Below are 13,625 nucleotides of genomic sequence, written 5' to 3' on the forward strand. Positions count from 1 at the left end.
GATTATAGCCCGTTGCGGGCCCGCTGGCCGCGCCCCGGCGCGGGCCCGCGGCTGAATGGCCGATGGCCCGGCCGTGCGTTTTGTGCACCGCTGCATGGCATCGGGCGCAATCCCCACCTATGATGGGCGGATACCCGAATTCATCTGGCGCCGTCCCCGTTGCAGCGGGACCGGCGCCCGCCGTGCGTGCCGCGCATGGCCCTGCCGGACGCTTCCTTCATGACCGCCGCCGTTGCTCCCTCCACCCGCCGCATGGCCCTGCTGCTTGCCGGCCTGGCCATGTTCGGCCCGTTCTCGATCGATACCATCTTCCCCGCGTTCCCGCAGCTGGCGCAGCGCCTGTCGGTGGACGAGGTGGCGGTGCAGCAGACCATCAGCGTGTACCTGCTGTTCTATGGCCTGATGAGCCTGGCGCATGGCCCGCTGTCCGATGCGTGGGGGCGCAAGCGGGTGATCCTCGGTGGCCTGGTGGTGTTCGTCGGCGCCTCGGTCGGCTGTGCGCTGTCCACCGATCTGGCCACGCTGCTGGCGTTCCGCGCGCTGCAGGGCCTGTCGGCGGGTGTCGGCATGATCGTCGGCCGCGCGGTGATCCGCGATCTCTACCATGGCCACGACGCGCAGCGCCTGATGAGCCAGGTGTCGATGCTGTTCGGCATCGCCCCGGCCATCGCGCCGATCATCGGTGGCTGGATCCTGCTCAGTGGCGCCGGCTGGCCGCTGATTTTCTGGTTCCTGGTGGTGTTCGCGCTGGTCCTGCTGGCAGCCACTGCACGCTACCTGCCGGAGACCCATCCGGTCGAAGCGCGCGTGCCGTTGTCGCCGCACGCGTTGATGCGCGATTACGTGCGCATCGGTTTCAACCCGCGCTTCCTGCGCCTGGCGCTGGCCGGCAGCATCGGCTTCGGTGGCATCTTCCTGTACATCTCGTCGGCGCCGGTGTTCGTGATGCAGCACCTGCACCTGGGCGAGGGCGGTTTCGCCTGGTTGTTCATCCCCACCATCGGCGGCATGACCACCGGCTCGTTCCTGTCCGGGCGCATGGCCGGGCACACCACGCCCACCCGCCAGGTCGCCATCGGTTTCAGCCTGTGCGCGCTGTCGGCGCTGCTGAATGTCGGCTACGTGGCGCTGTCGCCGCAGTTCGTGTTGCCGTGGGCAGTGCTGCCGATCTTCCTGGGCGGCATGGGCATGGCGCTGATCTTCCCCATCCTGGCGCTGGCGGTGCTGGACATGTATCCGCACCAGCGCGGCCTGGCCTCGTCGCTGCAAGCCTTCGTGCAGCTGATGATCAGCACCGTGGTGGCCGGCGTGGTGTCGCCGTTGCTCAGTGCCAGCCCGCTGCACCTGGCGCTGGGCCAGGCCGCGTTCTTTGGCGCCGGCTTCGTGTTCTGGTACTGGGAGCACCGGCTTGAGCGCGCGGCGCAGGCAGCCTGCACGGGCGATTGAGCAGCGCGCAGGGGTAGGGCACGCCGCGATGCCCGTAACGCTTGCGGCGAGGAACGACCGGACTAGGCTGGGGACTCCAGCCAGCCGGTGCGTGGATGCACGACAGCCAGCCGATCCGATGTCGTTGCATGAGGTTCCCCCATGGCTGCGCAGCAGACCTACCGCCTGTTCGAGATGGCGCTGAAGGAGCGCCGCGTTCTTTCTCCTTCCCTGGACCGCATGGTATTCACCGGTGCCGACGTGGCGCGGATGAAGACCGAAGGCCCGGACCAGCGCATCAAGGTGTTCTTCCCCTTGCCCGGCCAGGACGTGCCGCCGGTGCCCAGCGGCGAGGACTGGTATCCGCGCTACCGGGCACTTCCGGACGACCAGCGCCCGCCCATGCGCACCTACACGATCCGGCAGTTGCGTGCCGAGCAGGGCGAGGTCGACGTTGATTTCGTGCTGCATGGCGAAACCGGGCCGGCCTCGCGCTGGGCCGTCCACGCTCGCCCGGGCGACCGCGTAGTGCTGCTGGCCCCCGATGCCGACTGTGCCGACAGCAGCGAAGGCTGGGAATGGAAACCGCCGATGGGAGTCGGCCAGGTGCTGCTGGTGGCGGATGAAACCGCGCTGCCGGCGGTGGCCGGCATCCTCGAGGAACTGGCGGCCATGGTCGATCCGCCGCGCACGCTGGCGCTGCTGGAGGTGGCGCAGGCCGGTGATGCCGTGCACCTGAAGGCGCCCTCCAGCGCCGAGCTGGTCTGGCTGCCGCGCGGGCGGGCCGCCTACGGACAGCCGTTGCTGCAGGCGGTCCAGGCGCGGTTGGCAGCGGCCCCGGGCGCGGCTGCCGGCGATGCGCCGGATGAGATCGACGTCGATACGCAGATCCTCTGGGAGCAGGCCGATACCCGCGTGGCCGGGCCGCTGTATGCCTGGGTGGCAGGCGAGGCGGCGGCGGTAATGGCGATCCGTCGCCACCTGGTCCGCGACTGCGGGCTGGACCGCCGCGCGATCACCTTCATGGGCTACTGGCGGCACGGCAAGGTGCTGGACTGACCGTGCTGGATCGAGCACGCGTGAAGCAGCGCTGCGGGCGGGGTGCGTTATCCTTGCGCCCCCTTCGCAGCGGTACCGCACCATGTCCACCAGCTCCAAGACCCGCCGCGACCAGCGCCGTCGCCAGGAAAAGCAGGCCGCCAACAAGGCAGCCGCGCAGGCGTCGCCGGTGGAGCCGCATGCCGAACTGCGCGACGCGCAGCGCACCCTGCTGGCCGGTGTCGTTCGCCGCGATGGCGAATGGGTGCTGGGCATGGATGGCCGCATCGCCGGCCACAGCGAGAGCGCTGCGCAGGTGCTGGCGCTGATCATGCAGGCCGGTGAGCTGCACGAACGCAATGGCACGCCGGTGCGCCTGATGTACTCCGATGCACTTCGTGATGCCGCACAGGCCGAAGCAAAGGAGAAGGGCCAGACCTTCGAGGAGTTCAAGGCCGAGCTGGCCGCGGCGATGGCAGCGAAGAAGAACAGCTGATCGCTGTTGCGGTAGAGCCGGCCGCTGGCCGGCTGCCAGACGGATTTCCACCGTGCAGTTGCCGGCCAGCGGCCGGCACTACCAGAAAGGGGCGGATCCTCGCGGACCCGCCCCTTTTCTCATTTCGCCGCCGGGGCCGCGTTGGCCTGCCAGCCGCACATCTGGCCTTCGTTCTGCTGCTTCAGCCACTCGTTGACCGGTGTGAAGTACTCGATCATCGGGCCGGCATCGAGCTTGTCGGTGCCGGTCAGCTCCTTCAGCGTGGCCTGCCACGGCTGGCTGGCACCTTTGCTCAGCATCGCCCAGTACTTCTGACCGGCTTCCTTGTTGCCGTAGAAGGTGCACTCATGCAGCGGGCCCTTGTACCCCGAGGCGTCGCACAGGCCCTTGTAGAACTGGAACTGCAGGATGCGCGCCAGGAAGTAACGGGTGTACGGGGTGTTGCCCGGCACGTGATACTTCGCGCCCGGATCGAAGAATTCTTCGCCACGGCTGCTGGCCGGGGCCACGCCCTGGTACTTGGCCTTCAGGTCCCACCATGCCTTGTTGTAGTTGTCGGCGGTGATCGAGCCATCGAACACGCCCCAGCGCCAGCGGTCGATCATCAGCCCGAATGGCAGGAACGACACGCCCGACAGCGCCATGCGCATCTGGTTGTTGATGACCGCCTCGCGGCTTTCGGTCGGCGCGTCGACCAGGCCGATCGAGCTGAGGTACTTGGGCGTCATCGCCAGCACGATGGTGTCGCCGATCGCTTCATGGAAGCCGTCGTTGGCACCGCCCTGGAACAGCGGCGGCAGCGGGTTGTAGGCCAGGTCGTAATAGATGTGGCCCAGCTCGTGGTAGATGGTGGTGAAATTCTCTTCGTTTGGCTTGATGCACATCTTTGTGCGCACGTCGCCTTCCATGTTCATGTCCCAGGCGCTGGCGTGGCAGACCACGTCGCGGTCGTCAGGCTTGATGAACTGGGTTTTTTCCCAATACGACTGCGGCAGTGACGGCATGCCCAGCGACACGTAGAAGTCCTGCGCGCGCTCGGTCATCTGCTTGGCGGTGCGCAGTTCGGCTTCGCGCTGCGCCTTGTACTGGGCCGCCACACTGGCGTCCTTGCCGGCCTTGGCCAGCGCCGCGCTCAGGTTGGTCTGGTACTGCTTTTCCAGTGCAGCGGTGATGTCCAGGCTGCCGGCACCTGGATATGGTTCCAGCTGGTCCCACAGGTTGGACCAGTCCTGCTGCCACATGTTGCCCAGCAGGTGCGCGGCGATCAGGCCATTGCCCACTTCGGCCTTGTCCTTGCCGTAGGTCTTGTCCAGCTTGGCGCGCGCATAGCAGTGCAGCTGTTCGTACATCGGCTTGACCTGTTCCCACAGGCGATCGGTTTCCGGGCCGATCTGCTCCGGCGGCATGTCATAGCCGCTGCGCCACATCTGGCCGGCATCGGTGAAGCCCATGCCCTTGGCGCCTTCGTTCACCAGGCCGACGAACTTCTGATAGTCGCCCCGCATGTTCTTGGTGGTGCTGTGCCAGCCCTGCCAGGCGTCGAGCTGCTTGTCGTAGTCGCGGCTGCGTGCCAGCACCTGCTCCAGCTCGCCCAGCTGCCGGCAGGAGTTCGGGTCGTTGGCATCGGTGCAGTACTTGCCGGCGCCATAGCTGCCTTCCATGCGGGTGGCGATCTGAGTCAGCTCGGCCAGTTTGGCCGGGTCGCGCGGCGCCGGCATCGAGGACATCAACTTCAGCAGGTGGATCGCGCGCTTGCTGTCCTCGCTCATCGGCTGGCCGTCGAACTTGGCTGCCTGTTCGATCCAGCTGTTGAGCTGGGTCAGCGAGCGCTCGTTGGCCTTGGCCGCGATGCGTTCCGAATCACTGTTGATGTAGGTGGAGGACAGCCACTGCGCCGAGGTCATCTCCGGGTAGGCGGCCTTGAATTCGGCATTGATGCGGGCCACGAACTGGTCGGCGGTTTCGCCGGCCGGGGCGCTGCTGCTGGCAGTATCGGTACCTGGCGCAGCTTCCTTCTTGCAGGCGGCCAGGGCCAGCGTGGCGGCGGCGATTGCCGAGGCCAGCAGGAGATGACGGTGTTTCACGGGCGGTCCTTGGGTGGTGAACGACGGCCGAAGGCTAGTGGGCCGTCGCTGCCACCGCAAGTGGCGGAAGTCGGCCGGGCCGCGCCCGGCACCCGCAGAGGCTTTCAAGCAACGGCAAAGCCGAAGCAACAGCAACAGCGGACTATCCGTGGTTTGGCGGGGCGCGTCCGGTTGCGGGGGGCGCCGTAAATCCGTCCATGGAGGCTCGGTCGCGCCATCCATGGCGCTCACGCCCCCGCAACCGGACCCACCCCGCCTTCGACAGATTTCCGCGACCTGTCATTGATCCACGCCATGCGTGGATGCTTTTCGAATTCAATTCGACTATTCGATTCCGATGGAAATTCATCCACGCATGGCGTGGATCTACCAGATCGGGACAATCTGTCAGAGGTGGAGCGGTGTCAGAGTGCGGGGTGTCAGCCGCATGGATGCGGCTGCCAAGCCTACATGGACGTACTTGCGGCGTCCCCGCATTCCGACACCGCCCCGCCAAGCCACGAATCGCCTGCTTCTGCTGTTGCCGTTGCTTGTGCAGTGGCCTCGGCGGGTGCAGGGCGCAGCCCTGCCGACAAACCCTCAACTCTCGCAGTTGGCGAACACGTCGCGGTCGCGCTCGTATAGCGAGGTCTTCACCTGCATCAGGCCCAGCACCGACGGGAACAGGTTGTCATGGTCGGTATATACCGTCGAGCGCTTGCGCACGCATTGCAGGTCCAACCCACGGCTGCTGGCGAAGCCCGGCGAGAACCACATCGTCATCGGCACGCGGGTCTGCTCGGCCGGGGCAATCGCATACGGTACGCCATGCAGGAACAGGCCCTTCTCGCCAAGCGATTCGCCGTGGTCGGACAGGTAGATCATCGCCGTGTCGTAATCCTGCATGCCCTGCAGCGTGCCGATGGTCTTGCTCAGGAAGTGATCGGTGTACAGCACGGCATTGTCGTAGCTGTTGGTGATCTCTTCGCGCGAGCAGCGGCCGATGTCACGGGTGTCGCAGGTTGGCTTGAAGCGGGCAAAGGCGGCCGGATAACGCTCGAAGTACGCAGGGCCATGGTTGCCCAGCTGGTGCAGCACCACCACCCGGTCGCCGGGCCTGGCCCGCACCTGGGTGGCCAGGTCCTGCAGCAGGATCTCATCCATGCAGCGGCCATCGGCGCACAGGCCCGGCGTGGTGGCATCGGACAGCGACTGGAAGTCCAGGCCTTCGCACACGCCCTTGCAGCCGGACTGGTTGTCACGCCACAACGGCACGATGCCGGCGCGGTCCAGGACGTGCAGCAGCGACTGGTGCGCACGGATCTTCTTTTCGTCGTAGTCGTGACGACCCCATGGCGAGAACAGGCACGGTAGCGAAACCTCGGTGCTGGTGCCGCACGAGTGCATGTCCGGGAAATTGATCACGCTGGCCTGCGCCAGTTCCGGGGTGGTGTTGCGGCCACCGTTGAGCCCCCAGTTCTGCGCACGCACGGTCTCGCCCATGACGATCACCAGCAGGCGCGGCTTGCTGGCCGGCGCGCGCGGGGTGGCCTTGGCATCGGTACCGATCGGCAGCTTCGGCGCGCGCTGCACCGGATTGTCGCCACGCAATGCACGCGGCATGCCCAACAGGACATTGGCCGGTGTCGCGAGATAGCGCACTTCACGCTGGTTGCGCATCAGTGCCGAGACATCCTGGAACGAGATCAGGGCACCGCCGATGGCGGTCACTGCGGCCACCGCCAGGAAGCCCAGCCGCGACATCAGGCTGCGGCCCCAGCTGCGGCCGCGCAGCTGCACGCGCCACAGCACGATCATCGGCAGCACCGCAAGCAACAGCACCGGCCACAGCAGCGACACGGTCATCAGCTCGCGGCTTTCCTTGGGGTCGGTCGCCAGCACGTTGCGCAGCATGTCCGCATCCAGGTAGATGTGGTAGCGGCTCATGTAGTGCGCGGCGAATGCGGTCACCAGCAGCAACAGGCTGATCACCACCTTGGCGTTCCAGCGCCAGACCAGGATGCCCAGCAGCACGCCGTGAGCGCCCAGCAGCAACAGCAGCAGTGAAAGCGCGTAGCGCAGGCTGCCTGGATGGCTGGCCATCGCGCTGTGCCAGAACAGGCCATTGCCGGCCACCGCGAAGAACAGGCTGGTCAGCGCGATCAGCGCTTCGGTGGACAGCTGCGGCCGCCAGTGGCGTAGACCCGCAAGGGCGGGGAGGCGGGCGGGCCGTTGGACCGATGCGCTCATGCGTTTGCCTCCTGGCGGTTGGCATGGTTCGGTTGACGGTGTGTCAGGACGCGCTTGACGATGAGATACAGGCCCAGCGAAAGCAACCAGCAGATCAATGCAGTGGCAACGTCATGCGAAAGGAAATGTGCACCGCGCAGCTGCTGGCTGATGCCGAACACCAGGCCGGCGCCGAGGCCGATCCACAACCCGGTCCAGCGCCACGACGGGCGCCATAGCAGGGCGAAATAGTACAGACACAGCCAGGCGTAGCCAGCACTGGCGTGACCGGCCGGGAAGCAGGCCTGCGCGGCCATGCCAGCGGGGCGCGCCGTGAAAAGCCCGATGAAAGGCTGGTGGCCACCGTAGCGCAGCAGGTCCCACGGGCATTCCATCGGCACCAGCGACTTCAGCAGGGAGATCGCGCCGGTGCCCAGTGCCATGGCAATCACGACATAAAGCAGCGCCCATTGCAGGGTGCGATCGCGACCCTTACGCCAGTGGTGGAAGCACAGCAGGATCACGACCAGCGCCGCCGCCGTGCTCAACCATTTGCCGGCCTTGTGCACGACGCTGCGGGTGATCCAGGCGTCCTGCAGCGCCCAGTGGCTGCCTTCAAGACGGAACAGGTGATCGGCCACCCATTGATCACCGCCGAAGTCCATCAGCAGCGTAAACAATGGCAGACCGATTGCGACAGGCAGCCAGAGGTGAGTTACGGCAAATCGAGACGCCAGTGGTGTCGCAAGCGGCGCTACCGCATCAAGGGGACGGACGGGCATGCTGGGGGAGGGCGGTTTGGGAATCCGCAGTCATGCTCGTCACCTGCATGTCGGAGAAGGGTCGGACGCCCGTTCGCACCGGGTTAATGATTCCCCCGGCACGAGTCAACGTTCAGTCTTCTTCGGCGGTCGAGCCGGCCCGTTCGGCGTGGCATTGCGGGTCCCAGGCCGTACCGGGAAGCAGTTGCCAACGATTCCTGTTGGCCATGCCGATGTCGATCACTTTGGCCGGGTCCACGCAGGGACTCATTGCATCGTCCAGCACCAGCAGCCAGCGCTTGTCCGGCGCTTCGGCGAGCCAGGGGCCGGCATCGTGCCATTGCTCGGCCCAGGGCCGCTTGAAGCCGAACTCGCGCACCGCGCGGTCGGCCTGCAGCAGGTTCTGCTCGCGCCAGGCGACCAGCGCCAGTTCGGCGTCCGGCCCGATCCGTGCGCCGACCCGGCGCATCAGCGCCGACGCCGAAGCGTAGGGATCCAGCGCCGGAATCAACACCAGGCCGTAGAGCATCCACAGCATGCCGTGGGTCAGCAGCACCAGCGTTGCGGCGCGGCGCACCCGCAGCCACACGATCAGCGTGGCCAGGGCGATGGCGAAGGTCAGCAGGCCATCGCCCAGCACCGGCAGCAGCGTATCGGGCATTGCCCGGCGCTCAAGCTGCGCAAGGGCCCAAGGGTGCTCGGTCAACAGCATGACGCCGAGCACGCCGGTGGCCAGCATCAGCACCACGCTGTAGCCGAACAGGTAGCGGCGCACGCACAGCCGGCGCAGCAGGCCCGGCAGCAGTGGCGCCGCCGCCAGTGCCATTGCCGGCAGCATCGGCAGCACATACACCTCACGCTTGCCCGGGCTGGCGCTGAAGAACACCAGCACCAGAATGGCCCAGCCGAGCAGCAGCCACTGCCGGCGGTCGCCTCGGCGGAGGCGGCGCCACCAGGGTCTGAACAGCATCGGCAGCAACAGGCTGCCGGGCAGCCACAGGGTCAGGATCACCTGCAGGTAGTACCAGACCGGTTGGCGGTGGTGCCAGGCGTTGGCATAGCGGGTACCGGTCTGCTTGAACAACAGCTCATGCGCGTAGGCCTGCAGTTCGGCGCTGGGCGTGTGCAGCAGGGCCCAGCCCAGCGGCGCAAGCCACACCGACACGCCCAGCAGGAAGGCCGGGATCAGCCACAGCAGCGTTGCCGGGTGCGGACCATCTCCCCTGAGGCCGCGGCAACGCTGGTACAGCCACCAGCCGAACCATGGCAGCACCATCAACAGCGGCAGGAAACCCACACCCTTGGTCACTGTCCCCAGGCCGGCCGCGAAACCCGCCAGCCACAGTGCGGGCAGGTTGCGGCGCTCGCAGAGATGGCGCATCAGGCCCCACAGGGCCACCGTGGTCATGCCCACCAGCACCATGTCGATCTGCGCGCGCTTGGCCATCAGCCCGAACTGCAGGGTGCAGAACAGCGCCGCCAAGGCATACAGGGAATGCCGCGGTGACCACAGCCGGCGTGCCAGATCCGACACCAGCCACAGGCTGAGCAGGGCGCCCAGCAGCGACGGCAGCAGGAACGACCACTGCCAGCTGCCGACGATCTCGTAGGCCGCCGCCTGCAGCCACATGAAGACCGGCGGCTTCTCCGCATACAGCTCCACGCCCCGGTGCGGCAGCAGCCATTGCCCGCTTTCGACCATGGTCCGGGCCGCCAGCACGAAGCGCGGCTCGTCCGGCGGCTGCGGCTGCCGAAGGCCGATCCCCGCTGCCAGCGCAGCAACGATCAACAGCCACAACAGGGGCAGGCGCCAACGGCGGGGCAGGGCTACGGGCACGGCAGGCTCCGGGAGCAAAACGGCCATTCTGAGGTGGCAGGGGTGGGAAAAGCGTCAGAGCGGGGCCGGGGCGACCGCATTCCGACATGCGCGGCGCTACCATGGTACGAACTTCCGTGGGTGTTTCGTGCATGCGTCTGTTGGTGATCGAGGACAACCGCCAGCTGGTAGCCAACCTGTTCGACTATTTCGAGTCGCGCGGGCATGTGCTTGACGTGGCCCCGGATGGCATCACCGGCCTGCACCTGGCCGGCAGCCACCCTTACGACGCCGTGATCCTGGACTGGATGCTGCCGCGCATGGAGGGCCCGGAGGTGCTGCGCCGGCTGCGCGCCGAGCAAGCATCGGAAGTGCCGGTGATCATGCTGACCGCGCGTGACGAGCTGCCGGACAAGATTGCCGGCTTCCGCGCCGGTGCCGACGACTACCTGACCAAGCCGTTCGCGCTGCCAGAACTGGAGGTGCGGCTGGAGGCGCTGTTGCTGCGTGCGCAGGGCCGCAACCCGCGCAAGCGCCTGCAGGTGGGCGACCTGGTACTGGATCTGGCAACGCTGGAGGCCCAGCGTGGGGGCCAGCTGCTGCACCTGTACCCGGCCTGCCGCAAATTGCTGGAAGTGCTGATGCGGGCCAGCCCGGGGGCGGTGACACGACAGCAGCTGGAGTTCGCCCTGTGGGGCGATGAGCCGCCGGATGGTGACCTGCTGCGCTCGCACGTCTACGAGTTGCGTCGCAGCGTCGACGGCCCGTTCGCCAAGAAACTGATCCACACGCTGCCGCGGGTGGGCTACCGGTTGGCGGTGAGTTCCACCAGCGATGCCGGCAAGGATGACGATGAAGGCGCGTAAGCCGGGCCCGTTGTACCGTCGGGTCGTGTGGTGGTTGCTGGGCTATCTGGCGCTGCTTTCACTGGCGGTGTTCAGCGTTGGCAACTATGTGCACGAGCATGCCGAGCACGCCGCCTGGCGCGCACTGCTCAACTCCGAACTGGACAGCATCGTCGAGCACGTCGAGCATGAGCCGCATTACCGCTGGCAGGATTCGGACACGCTCAGCCTGTATCGCTTCGATGCGGTCAACCTGCCCGACGCTCTGCGTACGTTGCATCCGGGGCTGCATGACGGCGTAATGATCAAGGGCCGTGAGACGGCGGTGATGGTGCGCGAAACCGAGTCGATGGGCCGGGTCGCGCTGGTTCTGGACATTTCCGATTTTCATGACCTGGAACAGTTCGCCACGCGCTGGGTGATGCTGGCCGGGGTGATCATGATCTTCGTCACCGTACTGATGGCGTCGTTCGGCATGGAACGCATGGTGCGCCCGCTGAGCCTGCTGGCACAGCACATCGCCGCGTTGCGGCCGGGCGTGCAGGGCCAGCGCATCGAGGTCGATCCACGCGGCAGTTCCGAACTGCATACCATCGCCGATGCACTGAACGATTACCTTGACCGCAATGAGCAGTTCGTCGAGCGTGAGCGGGTCTTCATCAGCACCGCCAGCCACGAACTGCGCACGCCGATCGCCGTGATGACCGGTGCCGCCGAACTGGCACTGGAGCAACCGGGCCTGCCCGAGCGCGCCCGCCAGCAGATGCAGCGGGTGTTGCGCACGGCGCAGAGCGTGGAGCAGTTGATCGAGTTGCTGCTGGTGCTGGCGCGCGATCCGGCGCGCCTGGCGGCGCGTGCCGAGCGCATCGCGCTGGACCAGCTGCTGCCGGAGATCGTCGACGACCATCGCCACCTCCTCGGCGACAAGGACCTGAGCATCGGTATCCAGGCCGCGCCGGTGGATATCGTCGCGCCGATGGCAGTGGTGCAGGCGGCGATCGGCAACCTGCTGCGCAATGCCATCGAGAACAGCGGTCGCGGCCATATCGCACTGCAGCTGAGTCCGTCGGCGGTGCTGACCCTGCAGGACCCCGGGCACGGCATGAGCCCGGAGGAGATCGCGGCGATCCATGCACGCATGGCCCGCGGCGGGCGTGCCGACCGTGGCAGCGGCATCGGCCTGGACCTGATCGCGCGGCTGTGTGAACACCTGGGCTGGACACTGCAGTTGCAGCCCTGCGAGCCGCGCGGGACACGCGTCACCCTGGACTTTGGCGCTTCGCGCCCGGCCTGATCAAGCGGCCGACCTGCTCCGCGCTGCGGCATGACCCGGCGTGAAGACAGTGTTAATCTGGAACTGCGCCGCTTTATGCGGCGCTTTTTTTTCCGCTCTTTCGATCGACAGAGGATCCCATGCCGACCGAACCCGCTACCGCCCTGATCAGCAACGATATCGTTGGACTGGGCCTGATCGCCGCCACCCTGGCCCTGATCTTCTGGGCTGCCAGTGGTCCGACCCCCTTGTTGAAGAAGATCTTCGCCTGGGTGCCGGCGCTGCTGCTGTGCTACTTCATTCCCGCCATCTACAACACCGCCGGTGTCATCGATGGCCACAACACCTTGCTGTACAACCCGGTCGCGCGTGACGTGCTGCTGCCGGCTGCACTGGTCCTGCTGACCCTGTCGATCGATCTGAAGGGCGTCATCAAGCTCGGCCCGAAGCTGTTGCTCGTGTTCTGTGCCGGTACCGCTGGCATCATGCTCGGCGCAATCGTCTCGTTCCAGCTGATGAAGCTGATCCACCCGGAAACCGTGGCCGGTGATACCTGGGCCGGCATGGCCGCGCTGGCCGGCAGCTGGATCGGTGGCGGCGCCAACATGGTGGCCATGCGCGAGGTGTTCGGCACCGACGCCACCACCTTCGGCCAGTTCGCCGTGGTCGACGTGGCCTGTGCCAGCCTGTGGATGGCGATCCTGCTGTTCCTGGCCAACCGCGCGCAGCAGATCGATACCCGCAACGGGGCCGACACCCGCGCCATCGACGAGATGAAGGCACGGATCAGCGCCTACGAGGCACAGAACGCGCGCATCCCCAGCATGACCGACCTGATGGTGATCGTCGGCGTGGCACTAGGTGGCGTCGGCCTGGCCCACGCCATCGCCGCGCCGCTGTCGGGCTGGTTCAAGGCCAATATCAGCTGGGCCAGCCAGTTCAGCCTGGACAGCCAGTTCGTGTGGGTGATCCTGCTGTCCACGGCGATGGGCCTGGGCCTGAGCTTCACCCGTGCGCGCCGGCTGGAAGCGGCAGGCGCTTCGCGGCTGGGCACGGTGTTCCTTTACTTCCTGATTGCCTGCATCGGCATGCAGATGAACCTGCTGTCGCTGCTGGACAGGCCGTGGCTGTTCCTGCTCGGCGCGATCTGGATGGCCACCCACGTGCTGGTGCTGTGGGTGGTGGCCAAGCTGCTGCGCGCGCCGCTGTTCTTTTTCGCCATTGGTTCGCAGGGCAACATCGGCGCAGCCGCTTCGGCTCCCGTGGTGGCAGCAGCGTTCCACCCGACGCTGGCGCCGGTGGGCGTGCTGCTGGGTACGGTGGGCTATGCCACCGGCACCGGGCTGGCGTATGTCACCGGCCTGATCCTGAAGTGGATGGCCGGGGCCTGAGTCCTGAGCTGACGATCATGTTGCGTGTTCACGGCAATTGCCGTGGACACGCTTTCCCCGTGCAGATGCGAGCCCACGCTCGGCTTTCTTTTTGCGTGCCACCGGATAGATCCACGCCATGCGTGGATGCACTTCATGGGTATCCATGAACAAAGAAAGGACAGATCCGTTTCCCCGCGGAAACGGATCTGCCCCCTGATGCTTCTTGCCGTCAACGGAAATCTGTCGAAGGTGGGGTGGTGTCGGATGGCGGGGACGCCGTAAACCCGTCCTTGGGGGCTTGGCCGC

Annotated in this window: 10 protein-coding genes; 6 read left to right on the forward strand and 4 right to left on the reverse strand. The window is 66.6% G+C overall.

Annotation, left to right across the window (positions count from 1 at the left end):
- The first annotated feature begins 219 nt into the window (after positions 1-219).
- From VG543_RS19780 to VG543_RS19790, 3 genes are all read left to right on the forward strand, one after another.
- Positions 220-1,446, forward strand: a complete 1,227-nt coding sequence (locus VG543_RS19780; protein ID WP_134732050.1) for a multidrug effflux MFS transporter — start codon at positions 220-222, stop codon at positions 1,444-1,446.
- A gap of 141 nt (positions 1,447-1,587) precedes the next feature.
- Positions 1,588-2,484, forward strand: a complete 897-nt coding sequence (locus VG543_RS19785; RefSeq protein ID WP_423179096.1) for a siderophore-interacting protein — start codon at positions 1,588-1,590, stop codon at positions 2,482-2,484.
- 82 nt (positions 2,485-2,566) lie between these two features.
- A complete protein-coding gene (locus VG543_RS19790) occupies positions 2,567-2,959 on the forward strand; it encodes a hypothetical protein (RefSeq protein ID WP_008265644.1) in 393 nt (130 codons plus the stop codon).
- A 119-nt stretch (positions 2,960-3,078) separates the two neighbouring features.
- Here the strand turns inward: VG543_RS19790 and VG543_RS19795 are convergent, their stop codons facing one another.
- The 4 genes from VG543_RS19795 to VG543_RS19810 all read right to left on the reverse strand — a co-directional run bounded on the left by VG543_RS19795 (position 3,079) and on the right by VG543_RS19810 (position 9,876).
- Complete coding sequence (locus VG543_RS19795) at positions 3,079-5,043, reverse strand: M2 family metallopeptidase (protein WP_180877969.1); 1,965 nt, start codon at positions 5,041-5,043, stop codon at positions 3,079-3,081.
- Between the two features lie 579 nt (positions 5,044-5,622).
- A complete protein-coding gene (locus VG543_RS19800; RefSeq protein ID WP_423179095.1) occupies positions 5,623-7,272 on the reverse strand; it encodes a phosphoethanolamine transferase in 1,650 nt (549 codons plus the stop codon).
- The gene (locus tag VG543_RS19805; protein ID WP_312543963.1) at positions 7,269-8,033 is read right to left on the reverse strand and encodes a phosphatase PAP2 family protein; all 765 of its coding nucleotides are present in this window, start codon (positions 8,031-8,033) and stop codon (positions 7,269-7,271) included. The genes VG543_RS19800 and VG543_RS19805 overlap by 4 nt, the downstream gene beginning before the upstream one ends.
- A 112-nt stretch (positions 8,034-8,145) precedes the next feature.
- Complete coding sequence (locus tag VG543_RS19810) at positions 8,146-9,876, reverse strand: ArnT family glycosyltransferase (RefSeq protein ID WP_032955550.1); 1,731 nt, start codon at positions 9,874-9,876, stop codon at positions 8,146-8,148.
- 104 nt (positions 9,877-9,980) lie between these two features.
- Between VG543_RS19810 and VG543_RS19815 the strand changes: the two genes are divergently transcribed.
- The 3 genes from VG543_RS19815 to VG543_RS19825 all read left to right on the forward strand — a co-directional run bounded on the left by VG543_RS19815 (position 9,981) and on the right by VG543_RS19825 (position 13,337).
- Positions 9,981-10,694 carry a response regulator transcription factor gene (locus VG543_RS19815; RefSeq protein ID WP_019662181.1) on the forward strand — a complete coding sequence of 238 codons (714 nt, stop codon included), beginning with the start codon at positions 9,981-9,983 and terminating at the stop codon, positions 10,692-10,694.
- Entirely contained in the window at positions 10,681-11,967 is a 1,287-nt protein-coding gene (locus VG543_RS19820) for a sensor histidine kinase (protein WP_423179094.1), read from the forward strand. The genes VG543_RS19815 and VG543_RS19820 overlap by 14 nt, the downstream gene beginning before the upstream one ends.
- 119 nt (positions 11,968-12,086) lie before the next feature.
- The gene (locus VG543_RS19825; protein WP_423179093.1) at positions 12,087-13,337 is read left to right on the forward strand and encodes a DUF819 domain-containing protein; all 1,251 of its coding nucleotides are present in this window, start codon (positions 12,087-12,089) and stop codon (positions 13,335-13,337) included.
- The last annotated feature ends 288 nt before the right edge of the window (positions 13,338-13,625 follow it).

It is taken from the genome of Stenotrophomonas sp. CASM101 (genome assembly GCF_049384845.1).
Classification (GTDB): Bacteria; Pseudomonadota; Gammaproteobacteria; order Xanthomonadales; family Xanthomonadaceae; genus Stenotrophomonas; species Stenotrophomonas hibiscicola.